Origin of the sequence: Virgisporangium ochraceum (genome assembly GCF_016863655.1) — a bacterium.
GTDB lineage: Bacteria > Actinomycetota > Actinomycetes > Mycobacteriales > Micromonosporaceae > Virgisporangium > Virgisporangium ochraceum.
Genome location: NZ_BOPH01000072.1, coordinates 88,458 through 107,827, shown reverse-complemented (window position 1 = coordinate 107,827; position 19,370 = coordinate 88,458). Strand labels below are relative to the sequence as shown.

General features: G+C 71.4%; 18 protein-coding genes. 6 read left to right on the top strand and 12 right to left on the bottom strand.

Annotated elements, in window-relative coordinates:
- The first annotated feature begins 8 nt into the window (after positions 1-8).
- The 3 genes from Voc01_RS24890 to Voc01_RS24880 all read left to right on the top strand — a co-directional run bounded on the left by Voc01_RS24890 (position 9) and on the right by Voc01_RS24880 (position 3,265).
- Positions 9-635, top strand: coding sequence for a uridine kinase family protein (locus tag Voc01_RS24890; RefSeq protein WP_203929946.1), 627 nt, complete (start codon positions 9-11; stop codon positions 633-635).
- A gap of 50 nt (positions 636-685) precedes the next feature.
- Positions 686-1,831, top strand: coding sequence for a M48 family metallopeptidase (locus Voc01_RS24885; RefSeq protein ID WP_203929945.1), 1,146 nt, complete (start codon positions 686-688; stop codon positions 1,829-1,831).
- An 81-nt stretch (positions 1,832-1,912) separates the two neighbouring features.
- Complete coding sequence (locus Voc01_RS24880) at positions 1,913-3,265, top strand: dipeptidase (protein ID WP_203929944.1); 1,353 nt, start codon at positions 1,913-1,915, stop codon at positions 3,263-3,265.
- Positions 3,266-3,268: 3 nt separating this feature from the next.
- Here Voc01_RS24880 and Voc01_RS24875 read toward each other — a convergent pair whose 3' ends face one another.
- The 5 genes from Voc01_RS24875 to Voc01_RS24855 form a co-directional block, all read right to left on the bottom strand.
- A complete protein-coding gene (locus Voc01_RS24875; protein ID WP_239160466.1) occupies positions 3,269-3,736 on the bottom strand; it encodes a response regulator in 468 nt (155 codons plus the stop codon).
- Positions 3,733-5,313, bottom strand: a complete 1,581-nt coding sequence (locus tag Voc01_RS24870) for a sensor histidine kinase (RefSeq protein WP_203929943.1) — start codon at positions 5,311-5,313, stop codon at positions 3,733-3,735. Before Voc01_RS24870 ends, Voc01_RS24875 begins: the two co-directional genes overlap by 4 nt.
- Positions 5,310-6,515 carry a PP2C family protein-serine/threonine phosphatase gene (locus Voc01_RS24865; protein WP_203930020.1) on the bottom strand — a complete coding sequence of 402 codons (1,206 nt, stop codon included), beginning with the start codon at positions 6,513-6,515 and terminating at the stop codon, positions 5,310-5,312. Before Voc01_RS24865 ends, Voc01_RS24870 begins: the two co-directional genes overlap by 4 nt.
- Before the next feature lie 123 nt (positions 6,516-6,638).
- Positions 6,639-7,613, bottom strand: a complete 975-nt coding sequence (locus tag Voc01_RS24860) for a coiled-coil domain-containing protein (RefSeq protein WP_203929942.1) — start codon at positions 7,611-7,613, stop codon at positions 6,639-6,641.
- A gap of 167 nt (positions 7,614-7,780) precedes the next feature.
- Entirely contained in the window at positions 7,781-9,124 is a 1,344-nt protein-coding gene (locus Voc01_RS24855; RefSeq protein ID WP_239160465.1) for a DUF2252 domain-containing protein, read from the bottom strand.
- A gap of 115 nt (positions 9,125-9,239) precedes the next feature.
- Between Voc01_RS24855 and Voc01_RS24850 the strand changes: the two genes are divergently transcribed.
- A complete protein-coding gene (locus tag Voc01_RS24850; protein ID WP_203929941.1) occupies positions 9,240-9,440 on the top strand; it encodes a hypothetical protein in 201 nt (66 codons plus the stop codon).
- 1 nt (position 9,441) lies between these two features.
- On the opposite strand, the gene Voc01_RS24845 is transcribed toward Voc01_RS24850, so the two are convergent.
- Positions 9,442-10,524: a carboxylate-amine ligase gene (locus Voc01_RS24845; RefSeq protein WP_203929940.1), complete on the bottom strand. Its 1,083-nt coding sequence runs from the start codon at positions 10,522-10,524 to the stop codon at positions 9,442-9,444.
- Between the two features lie 496 nt (positions 10,525-11,020).
- On the opposite strand from Voc01_RS24845, the gene Voc01_RS24840 reads away from it, so the two are divergent.
- On the top strand, positions 11,021-11,890 hold the full coding sequence (locus Voc01_RS24840) for an MBL fold metallo-hydrolase (protein WP_203929939.1): 870 nt from the start codon (positions 11,021-11,023) through the stop codon (positions 11,888-11,890).
- Here the strand turns inward: Voc01_RS24840 and Voc01_RS24835 are convergent.
- The 6 genes from Voc01_RS24835 to Voc01_RS24810 all read right to left on the bottom strand — a co-directional run bounded on the left by Voc01_RS24835 (position 11,808) and on the right by Voc01_RS24810 (position 16,647).
- A complete protein-coding gene (locus Voc01_RS24835; RefSeq protein ID WP_203929938.1) occupies positions 11,808-12,266 on the bottom strand; it encodes a hypothetical protein in 459 nt (152 codons plus the stop codon). The genes Voc01_RS24840 and Voc01_RS24835 overlap by 83 nt on opposite strands.
- Positions 12,267-12,485: 219 nt before the next feature.
- A complete protein-coding gene (locus Voc01_RS24830; RefSeq protein ID WP_203929937.1) occupies positions 12,486-13,934 on the bottom strand; it encodes a S10 family peptidase in 1,449 nt (482 codons plus the stop codon).
- 11 nt (positions 13,935-13,945) lie between these two features.
- Complete coding sequence (locus Voc01_RS24825) at positions 13,946-14,671, bottom strand: ricin-type beta-trefoil lectin domain protein (RefSeq protein ID WP_203929936.1); 726 nt, start codon at positions 14,669-14,671, stop codon at positions 13,946-13,948.
- A gap of 110 nt (positions 14,672-14,781) precedes the next feature.
- The gene (locus Voc01_RS24820) at positions 14,782-15,804 is read right to left on the bottom strand and encodes a LacI family DNA-binding transcriptional regulator (protein ID WP_203929935.1); all 1,023 of its coding nucleotides are present in this window, start codon (positions 15,802-15,804) and stop codon (positions 14,782-14,784) included.
- A gap of 121 nt (positions 15,805-15,925) precedes the next feature.
- Positions 15,926-16,213, bottom strand: coding sequence for a YiaA/YiaB family inner membrane protein (locus Voc01_RS24815; RefSeq protein WP_203929934.1), 288 nt, complete (start codon positions 16,211-16,213; stop codon positions 15,926-15,928).
- Between the two features lie 47 nt (positions 16,214-16,260).
- The gene (locus Voc01_RS24810) at positions 16,261-16,647 is read right to left on the bottom strand and encodes an ATP-binding protein (protein ID WP_239160464.1); all 387 of its coding nucleotides are present in this window, start codon (positions 16,645-16,647) and stop codon (positions 16,261-16,263) included.
- Between the two features lie 174 nt (positions 16,648-16,821).
- On the opposite strand from Voc01_RS24810, the gene Voc01_RS24805 reads away from it, so the two are divergent.
- Positions 16,822-19,221 (top strand): ATP-binding SpoIIE family protein phosphatase, encoded by a 2,400-nt coding sequence (locus Voc01_RS24805; RefSeq protein WP_203929932.1) that lies wholly within the window; start codon positions 16,822-16,824, stop codon positions 19,219-19,221.
- The last annotated feature ends 149 nt before the right edge of the window (positions 19,222-19,370 follow it).

Genomic DNA, 19,370 nt, shown 5'->3' with positions numbered 1-19,370 from the left:
GGGGTGGGGTGAGGTACGCGGAGGTCGCGGCCGAGGTGCTGGGGCGGCCGGCGCGGTTGGGGCCGGTGCGGTTGGTGGCGGTCGACGGGCCGTCGGGTGGGGGCAAGACCACGTTCGGCGCGCGGCTCGCCGCGGCGGTGCGGGCGGCGGGGGCGTCCGTGACGGTGGTGAACACCGACGACCTGCTCGACGGGTGGAACGACATGCTCACGTTCTGGCCCCGGCTGGAGGAGTGGGTGCTCGGCCCTCTACGGGCCGGCCGGCCCGGGGCGTACCGCCGCTACGACTGGTACGCGGAGGACTTCTCGAGTGGCTGGCAGGCTGTGCCCGTCACCGATGTTCTTGTGCTCGAAGGGGTGACGTCCGGGCGGCGGGCGATCCGCGCGGACCTCACTCTTCTCGTCTGGGTGACCGCGCCGCGTGACCTGCGGATGGCGCGGAGCGTCGCGCGCGACGGGGAGCACACGCGGGACGCATGGCTACAGTGGACGCACGGCGAGGCCGCGCACTTCGCTGATGATGCAACTGAAGCGGCGGCCGAGATCGTTGTACAAGGTGCGCCCGGCGATCAGGATTTCGACCCTGAGACCGAGTTCCTCGGGGACATCTCAGGGTCGACTGACTTGACACGTTAGGGGAGTATCCGAAGGGACAACCCGCCCGGGGGGAAGGGAAGGCTTTTGCCATGACCGATGAACAGCCGGCATCCCAACCGGCTTCACAGCCGGCATCGCCGCCGGTGCGGCGTCCGGTGGTGCTCACCGGGATCAGCTCCCGCGCCTGGGAGCACCCGGCCGACCGGGGGGCCCTCACCGCGCTGCGCGAACTGCGCGGGTTCGACGACGTCCTGAAGGCGCTGAACGGCCTGTGGAACGAGCGGGCCTGGCGCCTGGAGTTCCTCGGCGGCGCGATCAAGGTGTCCGAGCGGCAGTACCCGACGCTGTACCGCGCGTTCGCGTCGGCGGCGGCCACGCTCGACATCAGCGAGCTGCCCGAGCTGTACGTGTCGCCCGACCGGTCGCTGAACGGCATGTGCATCGGCATGTCGAAGCCGTTCATCGTGGTGAACCGCGGTGCCATCGAGCTGCTCGACGAAGAGGAGCTCAAGGTTCTGCTGGGCCACGAGCTCGGCCACATGGTCAGCGGACACGCCGTCTACCGCACGATGATCATCATCCTCACGGGGTGGATCACGTCGCTGGCGTGGCTGCCGATCGGGTCGATGGTGCTGCGGGCGATCGTCGCCGCGCTGCGGGAGTGGTGGCGCAAGGCGGAGCTGTCGGCCGACCGGGCCGGCCTGCTCGCCACGCAGGACCCGAACGCCTCGCTGCGGCTGCTCATGAAGCTGGCCGGCGGCGGTGACCTGTCCGAGATCGACACCACGGCGTTCCTGGAGCAGGCCTCCGAGTACGACCGGGCCGGCGACCTGCGCGACAGCCTCATCAAGCTCCGCATGATCATGGGCCGCAGCCACCCGCTGCCGGTCGCGCGCGCCGCACAGCTGCGCCGCTGGATCGACTCGGGCGAGTACGGCCGCATCGTCGGTGGCGAGTACCCGCGCCGCGACGACGATCGCAACGCCAAGGTCACCGACGACGTGAAGGCCGCGGCGCAGTCGTACCGCGAGTCGTTCAACGAGTCGCAGGACCCGCTGGTCAACCTGCTGAAGCGGGTCGGCGACAACACGTCCGACGTCGGCGAGTGGGTCGGCGCCGGTGCCGGGCGCGTCCGTGACTGGATGCGCGGCGGCGGCCGTGGGGGCGGCGGCGGAGAGTCCGGCGGCACCGGTGGTACCACCAACGGCAGTCCGCCACCGAACGGCTCCAACTAGCCACGTGAGAAAACCAGCCACGTGAGAAACGGCGCTTCCGCAGACGAGCGGAGGCGCCGTTTCCGTGCATAGCATCGGCGCATGAGTGCTGATCTGCGTGCCGCCGTCGAGCGGGAAATGCCCGGGGTCCGAGCCGACCTGGAACGACTGGTCCGGATACCCGGAATCGCGTTCGCCGGGTACGACTTCAGCCACGTCGAACGGTCCGCCGAGGCGGTCGCCGACCTGCTGCGGGGCGCCGGGCTGCCCGACGTGCGCGTGGTGCGGGCCGGCAACGGCCAGCCCGCCGTCATCGGACGCCGGCCCGCGCCACCCGGCGCACCCACCGTCCTCCTGTACGCCCACCACGACGTGCAGCCGCCCGGCGACCTCGGCCAGTGGCTCAGCGAGCCGTTCGAACCCGTCGAGCGCAACGGGCGCCTCTACGGCCGCGGCACCGCCGACGACAAGGCCGGCGTGATGGCACACGTCGCCGCGCTCCGGGCGTTCGGCGACGACCTGCCGGTCGGCGTCGTCGTGTTCGTCGAGGGCGAGGAGGAGTTCGGGTCCGAGTCGCTGGGCGAACTGCTGGAGACGTACCGTGACGACCTCGCGTCCGACGTCATCGTGATCGCCGACTCCGGCAACTGGGACGTCGGGCAGCCGGCGCTGACCGTCGGCCTGCGCGGCATGGTGAACGTGTTCGTCGACGTGAAGGTGCTCGACCACGCCGTGCACAGCGGCATGTTCGGCGGGCCCGTGCCCGACGCGCTCACCGTGCTCAGCCGGCTCGTCGCCACCCTGCACGACGACAGCGGCGACGTCGCCGTCGCCGGGCTCCACAAGGGTGAGGGCGCCGCCCTCGACTACCCGGCCGACCGGTTCCGGCACGAGGCCGGCATGCTCGACGGCGTCGAGACCATCGGCACCGGCGGGCTCGCCGAAATGGCGTGGACCCGTCCGGCCATCTCCGTGCTCGGCATCGACGCCCCGCCGACCGCGGGCGCGCCGAACGCCCTGGTACCGGCGGCCCGGGCCAAGATCAGCCTGCGGATCGCACCGGGTGACACCGCCGAGAGCGCCCATCAGGCGCTGCGCACCCACCTCGAGACCCACGCGCCGTGGGGCGCGCGGGTCACCGTGACGCTGGAGGCCAGCGGCGACCCGTTCCGCATCGACGCCACCGGACCGGCCTACGACGCGGCCCGCGCCGCGTTCGCCGAGGCCTGGGACGGCACCGCACCCGTCGACATCGGCGTGGGCGGTTCGATCCCGTTCATCGCGACGTTCCAGGAGATGTTCCCGAAGGCGTCGGTGCTGGTGACCGGCGTGGAGGACCCGGACGCGCGGGCACACGGCCCCAACGAGAGCCTGCACCTCGGCGAGTTCGCCAAGGTCTGCCTCGCGGAGGCGCTGCTGCTGCGGAACGTCGCGAAGCAGGTACAGGCGGGCTGACCCTCAGGCGCGGGGCGGCAGCTTGACGACCGACACGAAGAACTCGTCGATCTGCCGCACCACCGCGATGAACCGGTCGAAGTCGACCGGCTTTGTGACGTAGGCGTTGGCGTGCAGGTTGTAGCTGCGCACGATATCCTCGTCGGCCTGCGACGTCGTGAGCACCACCACCGGGATGCGCCGCAGCTCCTCGTCGCCCTTGATCTCCTGGAGGACCTCCCGGCCGTCGCGACGGGGGAGGTTCAGGTCGAGCAGGATCAGGTCGGGCCGCACCGCGTCGGGGTAGACCGAGGGGTCGCGCCGCAGGTAGGCGAGCGCGTCGACACCGTCGCTGACCACCGTGAGCCGGTTGCGGACCTTGTGCTCCTCGAAGGCCTCCTTCGTGAGCTGGACGTCGCCCGGGTCGTCCTCCACCAGCAGCACCTCGATGGGCTGGGTTTCGACCTCGGGGTACGCGGCGTCGTCGATCACAGTGCGGGCTCCTCGACTCGGGACGGGGCGGGCTCCGCGAGGGCCTGCTGCCGAGCGGGGAGCGTGAACCGGATCAGGGTACCGTCCTCGTAGGACGTGTCGACCCAGATGCGACCGCCGTGGTACTCGACGATCTTCTTGCAGATCGCCAACCCGATGCCGGTGCCCGGGTACGCCTCCTTGCTGTGCAGGCGCTGGAAGATCACGAATACCTTGTCGACGAACTCGGCGCCGATGCCGATGCCGTTGTCGCGCACCGACAGCTCCCACTCGTCGCCCTCGCGGACGGCCTCGACGTGCACCTTGATCGGGGTGTCGGGCTTCTTGAACTTCACCGAGTTGCCGATGAGGTTGGTCAGGAGCGCGGTGAGCAGCGGCTCCTCGCCCTGTACCACCGGCAGGTCGGCGCGGGTGATCTTTCCGCTGGTCGGCTCGCGCTGTCCGATGATGTCGTCGACCACGCGGTTCAGGTCGACGTCGACGAAACCGGTGGTCATCCGGCCGATGCGCGAGAACGCCAGCAGGTCGTTGATCAGCCGCTGCATGCGCTGCGCGCCGTCGACGGCGAAGTAGATGTACTGGTCGGCCCGCTCGTCGAGCTGGCCGGCGTAGCGGCGCTGCAGCAGCTGGCAGAAGCTCGCCACCTTGCGCAGCGGCTCCTGCAGGTCGTGCGAGGCCACGTACGCGAACTGCTCCAGGTCGCGGTTGGACCGGGTGAGCTCCTCGGTCTGCTGCTCCAGCCGCTGGTTCGCCTCCTCGACCTTGCTCCGGGCGGCGCGGACCTCGGTGAGGTCGGCGGCGATCTGCTGCCGCATCGCGTTCACGTCGCGTGCCAGCCGGGCCAGTTCGGGGGGACCGCCACCGCTGATCTCGTGGTCGTAGTCGCCCTTGGCGACCTGGCGCACCTCCGTCGCCAGCGCCACCACCGGTTTCGTGACCAGTCGGGTCAGCAGCAGTCCCAGCAGCGCGCCCGTGACCACCACGACGATCGCGGCGGAGAACAGCAGCCAGACCAGCAGGCTGCTCTGGTCCTGCACCTTGTCGCGCAGCGCGTCGCGGAGCTTCGTGACGTTGGTCTTGAACCGGCTGATCGCCTGGAGGATCGCCGTGAACCGGGTCTGCGCCGCCGCCGACACCGCGCCGCGGGCCGGATCGGGACCGCTGACGGCCACCGCCGCGATGAGCGGCTCGGCCACGTCGGCCCGCCACGAGTCGAGCTCGCGCCGGATGGCCTGGAACTCGCCCAGCAGCGCCGGCTCGTCCCTGAGGAGCTTCTCCACGTCGTTGGCCAGGATCTTCTCCTGATCCAGCGCGCGCGGGTAGAGCGTCTTGTAGTAGTCCAGGCCGCTGGCCGTGTACTGGGTGGCGCCGGTCTGCTGCGCCAGCGCCAGCGCCAGCAACCGGTCGGACGCCGCGAACGCGGGGCTGATCCGTTCGGTGAGGTGCACCGTGTCGGAGCGTGTGCTGGTCGCGGTGAGGGCGGCGGTCACCGCGATGAGGCTCAACAGGACGGCCGCGCCGGCGGTGAGCGCCGTGATGCGTGACCCGAGCGACAGCCGCTGCAGCTTCGCCTTCATCGGACCGTTCCCGCGTGAGGTGAGATCAGGACCACCGCGACATCATCGGCCAGCGCGCCGCCGTTGCGCTCCTCGACCTCGCTCACCAGCCACGCCGGCAGCTCGGCGCTCTGGGCCCACGGCTGGCTCTGGTTCGACAGGATCTGGCACACGCCGTCGACACCGAGCCGGTCGCCACCGTCGGGGGTGGCCCAGCCCTCGATCAGGCCGTCGGTGTACATGAGCAGCGCCCACTCCTCGTCGAGCTGTACCTGGGTGGCGGGCCGGTCGATGCCGGGGATGACGCCGAGCACGAGGCCCGGGTTGACGTCGCACTGGCGCACCGTCGAACCGGTGAACATGAGCGGCGGGGGATGCCCGGCCAGCCGCAGGCTCGCGGTGCGTGCGGCCAGGTCGATGGTGACGGTCGCGACCGTCGCGAACAGCTCGTCGGACCGGCGCTCGCTGACGAGCACCTCCTCCAGCGACGGAAGCACCGCGGGCTCGGGCACGCCGGCGAGCACCAGCGCCCGCCAGGCGACCCGCAGCGCCACCCCGAGCGGCGCCTCGTCGACGCCGTGTCCGCACACGTCGCCGATGAGCACCTGAACGGTGTCGGGCGAGGTCTGCACCACGTCGTAGAAGTCGCCGCCGAGCAGGGCCCGGTGCCGGCCTGGCCGGTACAGCGGACGCACCGACGGGCCGCCGTCGTGCAGCAGGGCCTTGGGCAGGAGGCCGCGCTCCAGCCGGGCCGACTCGGCCTGCCGGAGTTCGACCTCCCGCAGCCGGCGGGCGTTCTCGTCGGCGCGCTTGCGTTCGACCGCGTACCGCAGCGCCCGGCTCAGCAGGACGCCGTCGACCTGGCCCTTGACCAGGTAGTCCTGTGCGCCCTGGGCAACCGCCTCCATACCGAGGTGCTCGTCGTGGAGACCGGTGAGGACGCACACCGCCACGTGCTGGTTGACCTGGAGCACCTGCTGCAGCCCGCCGAGGCCGGTGGTGTCGGGCAGGCCGAGGTCGAGCAGGACACAGTGCACCGAGTCGACCCGGGTGCGCGCCGACGCCATGTCGGTGGCCACCTCGAGGTCGACCGGCGCGCCGGCCTCGGTGAGCAGTTCCTGTACGAGGAACGCGTCGCCGGGGTCGTCTTCGACCAGCAGTACCCGCAGCCGCTCGTTCGGCCCCGGAGGCGCCGGCCGGCGCAGTTCGCCGGTGGTCGTCACCTCGAGGCGGGTGGCCACCCGTTCGCCGTTCACCGCTGTGCGGCGACCCGGTTCACATCCACCACGACCCCTCCTCGTCTATGTCGCACAGCGAGGATAGCGGGGAACCGGAAGGACGCAGTGTCAGAGGACCGAGAGGTGAACGTGGTTCGTATGGTCTGACGACGGGTCACCGCCGGCGCCGCTGTACCGGTGCCACTTGGCCGCCGGGGTCCAGATGACCCGGTACCAGATGACGTACAGCACACCGAGCCGGTCGGAGTTGCCGACGAAGTACCCGGCGAGCCGGTCTCCGTAGTTGCGGTCGTCACCGGACGCGTCGCCGCCGAACCCCTTCGTCTGTGCGGAGAAGTCGCAGGCCCGGCCCTTCGGGTGCTCGAAGCGGTCACCTGGCCGGAAGCAGCCGACGAACCGGTTGAACCCGGCCTTCTGGGCCTGCTGCAGCGCGTGCATGGTGCGCGGGGTGATGCGCCCGGCCGTGGTGGGGTCCTCGACCGTCGCGCTCTCGCTGGGCCAACTGCCGTTGGACGCGCGTGGCGCCGGGTCCGCCGTCGGGCTCGGCACGGGCACGCCGTTGACCACGCCGCCGTTGCCGGCGTACTCCAGTGCCCGCTTCGCCTCGGAGGCCTTCTTCTCCATGGCCCGGGTCTGCTCCTCCTGGAGCCGCACCTCGGCTTCCATGGCCTTGAGCTGCTCCTCGTACGCCTTGCGGGCGGCGGTGTACTCGCGGAGCTGTTTGTCGTCGCGGTACGCGAGGTAGTTGACGGTGGTCACACCTTCGAGCAGGTCGTCTGCCGTGCGGTCGGTGCCGATCAGCGCCGCCGTCAGGTTGATCTTGCTGCCGCGGTAGGCCGCGTTGGCGGTGACGCCGACCTCGCCGGCCAGCTCGTCCAGGCGCTTTTTGGCCTTGTCGAGGTCGGCCTGGATCTGGGCCTGGCGCGCCTTCGAGGCGTCGGAGATGGCCTTGGCTTCGAGGTACGCCCGGGACGTGTTCTCCACCTGCTCGAGGAGCGTTGGTGCGACGGCGGAGTCTTCGTTCGGTTCGGCGTACGCCGGCGTGCCCGCCAGCAACGTCACGACCGCCGCCAGGAGTGCCACGACCGGGAGTGCCGCAACCGGAAGGGAGCGTCGGCGACCGAATGCTGAACTCATGCGTGCGGGGGAACCTTTCACGAACTCGGTACGGGCGCTGGCGTCGGCCACGCACAGCAACCCTCATGACGGCCGCCGGACACTTTACCCGAGCGTGACCGGATCGCCAGTCGTCACTGTCCGTCGATACCCTGCGTCACTACCCTGAACGCTGCGTGATCGGCCTCGGTCTGATCGGCATAGGCGACCGCGAATGCCTCGAAGGCGCTGTCGAACGCGGCTCCATCGGCGTCGCAGTAGCCGTGGAGCAGGCGGGGGTCGATCGACTGGGCGTGCGCCCTGGCCAGCACCACGCCGACCAGCCGGGCGTAGTCGTCGAGCTGCTTCGCCTTGAGGAGGCTCGGGTCGATGCTGCCCTTCATGTCGCGGAACTGGCGCACCAGGTAGGGGCGGCCGTCGACGGTGGCCCAGCCGAGCAGCGGGTCGCTGACCGTCTGCATCCAGCGCTGGCCCTCGATGACCCGCTGGCCCTCGTGCCGGTCTCCGAAGCCGTCGAGGAACGGCCGCAGCGCCGACGGTCGGGCCTGCTTCACCTGCAGGATCAGCGCCTCGTCGCCGTTGCCCTTCAGGAGGACCACGTACGAGCGCAGCCCCACGCTGCCCAGCCCGACGATGCGGTGGGCAACGTCACTCACCGCGTACCGGGAGAGCAGCAGGCGCAGTTCGCCGTCGATGGTGTCGCCGTAGCCGTCGAGGCCGTCGAGGACGTGGGCGCGCTCCTCGTCTGACACGTGGGTGAGGATGGGCGGCTCGGCCACGAAGTGCCAGCAGTCGACCTCGGGCCGGGCGGTGAACCGCTCCGCCACGCGCCGGCTGGTGTTCCTGCGGGCCTTCTTGCAGACCCGCTCGAACATGTCGGCGATGTCGGTCATGTCGATGTGCTCGAGCGTCTTGTGCGACGTGGTCATGTGGTGGCCCTCGAACAGCGACATCGTCGCCAGTTCGGCGAGCGCCGCCCGGTAGCCGGTGGCGCAGTCACGGGCGGCCCGCCGGCCGGCGTCGTCGGGCAGGTGGCTCGACCGGGCGGCCACCATGACGCTGGCGACCAGCCGCTTCAGGTCCCATTCCCAGGGGCCGACGATGGTCTCGTCGAAGTCGTTGACGTCGATGATGAGCCGGCGTTCCGGTGAGGCGTAGAAGCCGAAGTTCGACGCGTGCGCGTCGCCGCAGATGTGCCCGACCATGCCGGTGCCCGGGCCGCGGGCGATGTCGTGCGCCATCACCGTGGCCGCTCCGCGCAGAAACGTGAACGGGCTCTCGGCCATCCGCTGGTAGCGCAGCGGGATGAGGTCCGGCACGCGGTCGTCGTTGGTCGCCTCGATCAGTTTCACCGGGTCGGGCCGGTCGCTGGCGGGTTCGTACCGCGTCAGGTCCTCGACCGGGACCTCCGACCGCCGCGCCGCGCCTTCCGCCATGACCTCGGCGGCGTCGCGCCAGGAACTGAACAGCCTGCTCATGGTCCACACGGTAGCGCCAGGCGGGTAGCGCTCCCGCTGTGTAGCCGAAAGCCATTTCGGGTATTGCGGTAGCAGGAAGCCACATAGGTGACCCCGCATCCCCCCGGAGGACATAATGCTCGCGATCGTCGCTGCTGCCGTTCTCGGCCTCGCGCTGATCCTCGATCTGGCGAACGTCGGGCTCGGCAGCACCATCGACCTGGTGACGTTCATCATCGTGGCGCTGCTGCTCATGGCGCTGCACCTCGGCGGCGTCGGCTCGCACCTGAGCGGCCGCACCGGCGGTTGGCGTACGCGCCGCCGCTCGCGCGTCTGAGTCAGGCGTTCGTCTCCGCCACCACGGCGGCCACGACTCCCGTGAGATCTCGGCCCGCCTCCAGCGCCGTGCGCTGGCGGCGGGCCGACGTGCCCCGGGCGAGCAGCGCCGTGGTCAGGCTCCGTACCTCGTCCCACTCCCCGCGGTCTTCAAGATCCGATCGGACGTGCGTGAGCAGCGCCTCGACGGCCTCTTCCGCGGGGACGGCGAGCCAGGTGAGCGGGTGGACCAGCCCGTCGTCGAGCCCCGAGCGGGCCGCCCGCCAGGTGGCGGCCCGGTGCAACGGGTAGGCGGGCACCTCTTCCGACTCCTGGCTGGCCGCCGTCCTCACGAGGGCGCGGGCCAGCGCCGCGATCAGCACCACGTCGTCGAGCAGCGGGCACGCGTCGGCCACGCGGATCTCCAACGTGGGGTACCGGGCCGACGGGCGCACGTCGAAGTAGATCATCCCGGGGTCGCAGATCACCCCGGAGTCGACGAGCGCGGTGACCGCCTCGTCGTACTCCTTGGCCGAGTCGACCAGCGGCGGTGGGCCGGTGGTCGGCCAGCGCGAGATGGCGACCGTCCGGTACGAGGCGTAGCCGGTGTCGGTGTGCTGGAACAGCGGCGAGCTGCCGCTCATGGCCAGCAGCACCGGAAGCCAGGGGCGCAGGTGCGCCATCAGCCGCACCGCGAGGTCCCGGTCGGGGACGCCGACCTGTACCTGCGTGGCGCACACCTGGTGCTCGTCGACCAGTCGGCGGTACTGGTCGGCCATCCATTCGTACCGCGGGTGCGGGAAGACCGCCCCGCGCCCGGTGCCCGAGTCGGGCACGGTGCCGCATCCGGCGATCGCCAGTCCCGCCCGGCCGGCGGCGGCCGAGAGCTTCGCCCGCGCGGCGGCGAGGTCGGTGCGCAGCTCGTCGAGGCTGTGGCAGACGGCGGACGCCGTCTCGATCATCGACAGCCGCAGCTCGGCCTCGGCACCCTCGGCCGCTTCGGGATCGGCCGCGAGCAGGCGGCGCGCCCCCGACGTCAGCTCCCCGGTATCCGGGTCGACCAGATGAAACTCCTCTTCGACCCCGACGGTCGCCCCAACTGACACGGCGGCAGCCTAACCGCCCCACGCCGATTCCGCCGATCTTGTCCCACCCCGCTCGCGCCGCCCGCCCCGTCCGCGCCTACGCGCCGCCCGCCCCGCCCCGTCCGCCCGCCCGCCCCGTCCGCGCCCACCGTCCGCGCCCCTGGGTCCCGCGCCGCCCGCCACCGCCGTCCGCACCGCCCGCCCACCGCCCGCGCGCCGCCCGGGCGCCGTCCCCGCCCTCCATGCCCGTCGATCTTGCACTTGTGGCCCCTGACAAAGCTGGACATAGCATGAAATACAGGCGGCCACGACTGCAAGATCGACGGGCCAGGAGGGCGGGGAGGGCGCGGGGAGCAGGGGCGGCAGAGGTCGGAGCGACGGCGGAGGGGAGGGCGGGCGGTGGGCGGATGGGGCGCCGGGCGGGCGGGGAGGGGGCGGGCGAGAGGGGCGGCAGAGGGGGCGAGAGGGAAGGCGCAGGGGAGGGCGTGGATCGGGGGAGGCGGGGAAGGAGGCGGGGATGGACACTGAACACGCCGGTGCGCGGCTCACGTTCGTGGGTAATGCGACAACGGTCTTGCGGGTGGGTCGGTTCACGCTGCTGACCGATCCCAACTTCCTGCACAAGGGGCAACGGGCGTACCTCGGGTACGGGCTGTGGTCGAAGCGGCGCACGGATCCGGCGTTCGGCATCGGTGACCTGCCTCCGCTCGACGCCGTCGTGTTGTCGCATCTCCACGGCGACCACTGGGACCGGGAGGCGCAGCGCGGACTGCCGAAGACGCTGCCGATCGTCACCACGCCGCAGGCTTCGCGGAAGCTGCGCCGGCGGGGGTTCCGCGCCGCAGAGGGGTTGGGGACGTGGGAGAGCGCCGACCGGGTGAGCGGCGACCAGCGGCTGCGGGTCACTGCGGTGCCGGCCCGGCACGGGCCCCGGGGTGTGCACAGGCTCTTGCCCAGCACCATGGGCAGCATCGTCGACCTCGAGGAGGACGGGCGGAACCGGCTGCGGCTGTACATCACGGGCGACACGCTGTACCGGCCGATGCTCGCCGAGATCGGGGAGCGGTACCCGGACATCGACGCGATGCTGATCCACCTCGGCGGAACGAAGGTCGCGGGCGTGCTGCTCACCATGGACGGGCGGCACGGTGCCCGGCTCGCCGAACTGATCCGGCCCGCCCGCACGATACCGATCCACTACGACGACTACACCGTGTTCAGGTCGCCGCTGTCGGACTTCGAACGCGAGCTGGCCGACCGGGGCGTCGCCACCCGGATGACGTCGTGGGCCCGGGGCGACAGCCTCACCGTCCCCTACCGGACCGACCGTGCTGCGAACCCCGGTACACCGGGTCGCGTAGGCGGTGGATCCAGCTCGCCGGCGTGAGACCGGGCAGGGCGTGACGCACCGGGTTGAACGCCAACCTGCGGTCGACCCGCCGGCTCAGCCGCCGGCCGAAGAGCACCCGCGCCACCGGAACCCACCGTCCGAAGCGCGAAGCCACCGCCAGCGTGGCCGACCGGGCACCCGGGTCGACGCGCGCGCCCAGGTACACCCGCCGGTCGCGCCGGTCGCGGTAGGCGGCCAGCGACGAGTAGAAGGTCGCCGGACCGCGGGCGGGCAGGAACAGGTGCCGGAGCAGCGGCCGCGGGCTCGACGACGTGACCAGCAGGTCGAACCGGTCACCCAGGCGGATGGCCAGCCCGAAGACGTCGGGCCAGCCGCGCGGGGTGGGGGTCGCCTTGGACAGCCGTACGGTCACCCCACGCCGGCCTGTGCCGGCTGGCAGCCGCTCGCTCACCCCACGCCGGCTTGTGCCGGCTGGCAGCCGCTCGGCCACCCCGTGCCCGGAACGCGTGGTCGCTCGGGGGAGCATCACGAGCGTCCCCTTGAAGGAGCGACCGCGCGGATGCATGACGCGCGCCCCGCGCAGCCTGGCCACGACGGACGCCGCGTGAAACAGAATCTCCACCGCGCCGATCTACCCCGGCGGCGGCTGGACGAACTCCCGGAGGTGCGCCGACTGCGCGAGGCGGCTCGGTTCGTGGACGTACATCATGTGACCGGCTTCGAAGTACTCGACGCGGACGTTGGCACGCAGCTCCGCCGGAACGGCCAGGTTCGCGAGCGTGTGCTCGGTGGCGAAGTAGGGCGTCGCGCCGTCGTGGTAGCCGCTCGCCACGTAGACCCGCAGGTGCGGGTTCGACCGCATCGCCGCGGCCAGCCGGTCGGCGACCGTGACGTGCTGGCCCTCGAACTCCTTGAACGACCAGGGATGCACCTTGTTCGTGAGGATGTTGTACGGCAGGTCGTTGCGGTAGGTGAGCTCGGCGCGGACGTAGTGGTTGAAGGCCGACGTGTACGGGCCGATGATCGCGTCCATGGAGGGGTCGTCGCCGTAGCGCTCGTAGCCGTAGTCGGCGTCCCAGCCGAGGAAGCGGCCGTCGAGGCGGCCGACCGTGCGCCGGCGCGACCGCAGCAGCTCGGTGAAGAACCGCAGGTGCTCGATGCGCAGGTCGACCCGGTCGATGTAGTCGGCGGACAGCCCGGTCAGGCGCGCCAACGTGGAGACCGCGTCGGAGCGCTCCTCCGCGGTCATGCGGGCGCCCTTGGTCAGCGCCCACAGGTACTCGCGCTCGGCGAACGCCTCCGCCTCCGCGAGCACCTCGGCCAGCGGACGGTCGCCGTGCAGGCCGTGGTAGTGCGCGATCGCCGCATAGGTGGGCAGGTACAGCGGGTACGGGTTGTCGTTGAGCCCGTCGAAGATCAGCGTGCCGAGGTCGAGGACGCTGGAGATCAGCATCAGGCCGTTGAGTGCCATGCCGTAGCGCTGCTGCAGGTGCCGGGCCAGCGCGGCCGCGCGCAGGGTGCCGTAGGACTCGCCGCACAGGTACTTCGGCGACAACCACCGGCCGTTGCGTGACGTCCACAGCCGGATCACCTCGCCGACCGACTCCAGGTCGCCGGTGAACCCGTGGAACTCCTTCGCCTTGCCACCCTTCACCGGCCGCGAGTAGCCGGTGGTGATCGGGTCGATGAACACCAGATCGGACTCGGCGAGCAGCGTCTCGTGGTTGTCGGTGAGGCCGTACGGCGGCGGCTTGAGGGAACCGGCGTCGCCCATGTCGACGCGGCGCGGGCCGAGGAGCCCGAGATGCAACCAGACACTCGACGAGCCGGGGCCGCCGTTGAACGCGAACGTCACCGGACGCGTGAGCGGATCCACGCCCTCCTTGACGTACGCGGTGACGAACACCTCGGCGGTCGGCTCGTGACCGTCGAACGCGTCGTCCGTCGTCTTCTCCTCGCGGAGGACGATGCGGCCGGTCGTGACGACGTAGTTCAGATCCCCTAGCACATGTGCCGTGGTGATCACATCGTCGATCGGGGGCTCGGGCTTGCCTTTGTCGTCCGTCTTCTCCTCGGCCATGAGGACCGACCCTACGTCAACGACCAGCGCTGGTGTGCTCCGCTGCCACAGTCGAAGACGGCCAACCGGGTACCCGGTTCGGACCGGCCACCGACGGTGCCGAGGCACTTGTTCGACTGCGGGTTGCGCCAGGTGCCGTCGCCGCGCCGCTGCCACTGCTGCGCGTCACTGCGGTTGCAGGGATAGAGGATCACCGGGGTGCCGTTCGCCTCGCCGCTGGACTGGACGTCGAGGCACCACCGGTCGAGCAACCGCACCGTGCCGTCGCCGGGCGCCGCCCAGCGTTGGCTGCTGCGGTCGGCGCAGACGGCGAGCTGGACCCCGCCGCGGTCGACGGCCAGGCACCGGCCGCCGATCCCGACGATGGCGCCTTTGTGCGCCCGCGGCGGGGTGCTCCTTTTCGGCGGGGACGACGTGGGTCGCTTCGAGGGCGGCGCGCTCGTACTCGAACTCGTGCTCGGCGGCGGGCTCGGTGATGCGCTGGGCGTCACCGAAGGCACCGGCGACGGAGTGTACCCGGGCACCGCGACGGCCCGGACCGGACGCTCGTCGGACCCGAACTGGAGCACCACCGCGACCATCAGCACGGCGATGGCGACCGGAACGGCCAGGAACCACCACCGTCCGCGCCGCCGCTCGGTGCGCTCGGGCAGCAGCGGACCGATCTCCCGCGGCTTGAGGAAGTCGGGTACCTCGATCTCCGGGGTCGCCGTGGGGTCGTTGTCGTTGCTGGTCACCGTCGATCACCGCGCGCGAGCACCGGAGCACGCTATCCCAACGGCATTGCGGGCGCTACAGCTAGCGCCCGGCGCTCTGCGCGGGCCCGCGCAGAGCGGGCCCGCGTGCGTCAGCGGTCGGGGCGGGGTGGGGCGGTGCTGCCGCGCGGAACCAGCCGCGGTGTCTCGTCCTGGAAGTCGTCGGTGGGAACACCCTCGATGAGGGCCAGCAGAAGGCGCGCGGCGTGGGCACCGTAGGCGGCGATGTCGCGGTTGAGGGCGGTCAGAGGCGGGTGGACCAGTTGGCAGAGCGGCGAGTCGTCCCACGCGACGATCGACACGTCGCCGGGCACCGCACGGCCCATCTCCTGCGCGACGGCGAGGCCCGCCACCGCCATCACGTCGTTGTCGTAGAGGACCGCGGTCGGCGGGGTGCGTGAGCTGAGCAGCCGGCGTGTGATGCGGGCGGCCGTGGCACCGGTGTAGTCGGCCTGCACCATCTGTTGCTCGCCGATGCCGGCCCGGGTGCACGCCGCGATGAACGCCTCGTCGCGGATGCGGGTGTGCAGCAGCTCGGGCAGGCCGGTGACCCGGGCGATCTGGCGGTGGCCGAGCGCCACCAGGTACTCGACCACGTCGGTGAGCGCACCCGCGTCGTCGGCCCAGATGCCGGACAGGTTGCCGGCTCCACGCGGGTCACCGATCGCGACCGCGGGCAGGCCGAGCTTCTCGAGCTCGGGCACCCGCGGGTCTTCGTGCCGCAGGTCGACGATGACGACACCGTCGACCCGGCGCTCGGCCCACCAGCGGCGGTACACCTCGACCTCGGAGACGGGGTCGGCCACCACCTGCAGGGTGAGCGCGTACGACCGGGCCGACAGCTCAGATTCCAGGCCGCTGATGAGCTCCATGAAGAACGGTTCGATGCCGAGCACCCGGGCCGGCCGGCACAACGCCAGCCCGACCGCGTAGGCGGCGGCACCGGACAGTGCCCGGGCGGCCGTGTTGGGGCTCCACCCGAGCTCCTCCGCGATGCCCCGGATGCGGGCGCGGGTGGCTTCCGACACCCCGGCCTGACCGTTCAGCGCGTACGACACGGCGCCCTTGGACACGCCGGCTCGCCGGGCGATGTCGGCGATCGTCGGCCGTTTCACGCGCACTCCAGGACAAGGATGCAATCAACCGGTTCACCTTACCGTTCAGTTCGCATGGTAGGCGATGGGGTTCTTTCCCCCGAGCGTCGTCCTTATCCGGTTAAGTTGCCTCCGGCAACGTTCAGCCGACGGCCCGGTACGGATCGTGCTCGGCGAGCATCTTCTCCAACCGGGCCTGGTCGATTCGACTCAGGGCGGTCGATGCCTCCTGCTGGTCGCGGATGACCTTGGCCAGCGTGAACGTGGACGTCACCAGGTACAGCACCCCGACGGACAGGAAGCCGCGGACCCAGATGTCCACCTGGAGACTGATGACACCGATGATCAGCGCGGTGAGTGCGACGACGAACGAGATGACCGACTGGATGTAGAAGGCTGCGCTCGGCTTGCTCTGCGACGTGACAGTCATTCCATGAGACTGGGCCCGCCGCCGCCGCGAAGCCTGAGTACCGGAACCTAAATCGTCATCGTCAGCTCTACCCGGGTGCCGTCGAGGCCGGTCTCGACGTCGAAGGAGTCGCACAGGTGGCGGGCCAGCCACAGGCCGCGCCCGCCGGTGGCCTCGGTGGGCGGCAGCGAGTGGCCGTTGAACCGCGCCGGCTCGCCCGCGCCGTCGTCGCGGATCACGCAGCGCAGCCCGGTGGCGGTGCGGGAGAGGCGGATCCGGCCGGAGCCGCCGCCGTGCCGCACCGCGTTGGTCATGATCTCGTTGACCGCCAGCACGAACCCTTCGAGCCGCAGCCCTTCCAGTCCCTGCGTCGAGGCGCAGGTCGCGACGGTGTGACGGGCGCCCGTGACGGCGTCCCGGTCGAAGTCGAACTGCAGCAGGACCGCCTCATCCACCCGGGGCACCGTGCTTCCGGACGCAGTTCACTCCCACAGGTTGCTCGCACCTGCTCAGGAGGTCTGCCGCCGGCATTCTCCGAGCGTACGCGCCGCACCCCGGACCCTGCCGCACGCAGTAGTCTCATCGGGAGTCTCATCGGGACGGCGACAGGATGAAGGGGCAGTTCTCAGGTGACGGTCGATGGCACCAGCACGCTGCCGGTGGCCGACGTGCTCGCGGTTCTCGACGGGGAGAGCCAAGGCTGGGCGATCGCGCAGGCGGTGCGGGTCGGCGGCGAGATCGTCGACTTCCGGCTCGTCTACCTGAACGAGGCCGGCGCCGCGATCCTGGGGCGCCCACGGGAGGACCTGGTCGGGCGGCGGTACCGGGAACTGTGGCCGGAGACCGTGCACGACGGCACACTGCCGCTCTACGTCGACGTCGTCCGCACCCGGCAGCCGGCCGTGCGCGACGTGTACTACGAGCGCTCCACGGTCGCCGGACACTTCGAGATCCGCGTGGCGCCGTGGGGCGACGGGTTCGCCGCGCGGTTCGTCGACCTCACCAAGCTGACGGTCCGGCCCGGCTCCGACGCGGGCGCCCGGCTCTTCGACGTCCTCGACGTCGCCTTCGACGGGTTCATGCTGCTCAGGGCCGTCGACGAGCCGGTCACCGACTTCGTCTGCGAGTTCGTGAACCAGACCGGGGCCAAGCTCAGCGGCGGCACCCAGGAGGACCTGATCGGCCGGCGGGTGCGCGACTTCGCGTCGGCCGGGGTCGAGGTCGGCCTGCTCGACAAGGCCGTCGACGTGCTGCGCACCGGTGAGACCTGGCACGAGGAGCTGACCAGCGCCGACCTCATGCGGGTCTGGGACATCAAGATCTCCCGGGCCGACCCGGTCCGCATCGCGGTGTCGTACCGCGACGTCACCGAGCGGGTGCACCAGCAGCAGCGGGTCTCGCTCGGCGAGGCGCAGGCCCTCTACGCCGCCGAGCGCATGGCCGCGCTCCAGGCGCTCACCGCCGCGCTCGCGGCCGCGACGACGCCCGCCGAGGTCTATGCCGTCATCGGGTCGCTGGTGCGGCCGTCGGCGGGCGGTGCCGGTCTCGTCGTTCTTTTCCGGGACCAGGAGCGCCTGATCGTCCACCACGACACCGGCTACGAGGGGTTCGTGGTCGAGCGGCTCGACGGGCTGCCCCTGTCGCACAGCTACCCGGCCGCCGAGGTGGTGCGCACCGGGCGGCCGCGGTACCTGTCGTCGCTGGCCGAGTTCACCGAGGCGCAGGCCGCCGAACAGACACCGGTGCCGGCGGGCGACCGGCAGGCCTGGGCCTTCCTGCCGCTGGTCACCGCCGGCCAGGTGCTCGGCGCGCTGGTCATCGGGTACCGCGACCCGCGGGAGTTCGACGAGGCCGAACGCGACACGCTGATGGCGTTCAGCGGGTTGAGCGCGCAGGCGCTGCAGCGGGCGCTGCTGTTCGAGGCGCAACGCTCGATCGCGGCCGACCTGCAGCGGGCGCTGCTCCCGGCCGGGCTGCCCGACCTGCGCGGCGCCCGGCACGCCGTCCGCTACCTGCCGTGGACCCACGGCGCCGACGTCGGCGGCGACTGGTACGACGTGATCCCGCTCGGCCCCGACGCGATGGCCGTGGTGATCGGCGACGTCGCCGGTCACAGCCCCACGGCCGCGGCCAGCATGGGCCAGATCCGCAACGCGTTGCGGGCGTACGCGGTCGAGGGGCACTCGCCGACCGGGGTGATGGACCGGGTCAACCGCCTGCTGCAGCGGGTGGAGCCCGACACCGTGGCGTCGTGCTGCTACCTGGAGGTGCACCTGGCCGAGGGGACGGCCACCGCGGTCATCGCCGGTCACCCGCTGCCGGTGCTGTCGGCCGGCGGGGTCACCCGTCCGCTGTCCCTGCGGTGCGGCCCGCCGCTCGGGGTGGAGACCGAGGCCGGCTACGTCGACACGAGTTTCCTGCTCCCCGGCAGCAGTTCCCTGGTCCTGTACACCGACGGTCTGGTGGAGGACAGGCGCTACGACATCGACCGCGGCGTGGCCGACCTGTGCACCGCGGTGGGCGCCGCGGCGACGCTGGACCCCGAGGTGCTGCTCGACCACATCCTCGCCGCCGACGTGGGTCCGATTCCGCGCAGCGACGACGTGGCGATCCTCGCCCTGACCCTCGACGAGGACATCCCGGCCGGCGGCGCGCAGCACGCCCAGCGCCGCTTCGGTGGCGATGCCGCGTCGGCGCCGGCGGCCCGCCGCTTCGCGGCCGACATCCTCACCGCGTGGGGCGAGACGGGTCTCATCGACAACGCCCGGCTCCTGCTCGGCGAGGTCATCACGAACGCGGTCCAGCACACGGTCGGCGACGTGGAGGTCCGGTTGGTGCTCGGCGCGAGCCGCCTGCGGGTCGAGGTGCGCGACCGCAGCGACCGCCAGCCCGACCGGCGGTCCGTCAGTGACGAGAGCGAGAGCGGACGCGGGCTGCACATCGTCGAGGTCCTGGCCAGTGGCTGGGGGTATGAACCGATCCCGGCCGGAGGCAAGGTGGTGTGGTTCGAGTTGGACCGGACGACGTGAGCGAGCGTCAGCGAGTGAACCATCAACTCAGTGCCCGCGAGCGCATCGCGGAGCGTAGCGGAGCGATCGCGTGAGCGTTTGGTTCTGTACCGCGTGCGGGACACCGAGTGGGTCGCTGGCCGACCGGTGTCTGCACTGCGGCGCCCCAC

Excerpts from the sequence above, each read along its gene's own strand:
- Voc01_RS24885 (WP_203929945.1), top strand. The coding sequence starts at position 686 with ATGACCGATGAACAGCCGGCATCCCAACCGGCTTCACAGCCGGCATCG.
- Voc01_RS24880 (WP_203929944.1), top strand. The coding sequence starts at position 1,913 with ATGAGTGCTGATCTGCGTGCCGCCGTCGAGCGGGAAATGCCCGGGGTC.
- Voc01_RS24870 (WP_203929943.1), bottom strand. The coding sequence starts at position 5,313 with ATGAAGGCGAAGCTGCAGCGGCTGTCGCTCGGGTCACGCATCACGGCG.
- Voc01_RS24855 (WP_239160465.1), bottom strand. The coding sequence starts at position 9,124 with ATGAGCAGGCTGTTCAGTTCCTGGCGCGACGCCGCCGAGGTCATGGCG.
- Voc01_RS24850 (WP_203929941.1), top strand. The coding sequence starts at position 9,240 with ATGCTCGCGATCGTCGCTGCTGCCGTTCTCGGCCTCGCGCTGATCCTC.
- Voc01_RS24840 (WP_203929939.1), top strand. The coding sequence starts at position 11,021 with ATGGACACTGAACACGCCGGTGCGCGGCTCACGTTCGTGGGTAATGCG.
- Voc01_RS24830 (WP_203929937.1), bottom strand. The coding sequence starts at position 13,934 with ATGGCCGAGGAGAAGACGGACGACAAAGGCAAGCCCGAGCCCCCGATC.
- Voc01_RS24815 (WP_203929934.1), bottom strand. The coding sequence starts at position 16,213 with ATGACTGTCACGTCGCAGAGCAAGCCGAGCGCAGCCTTCTACATCCAG.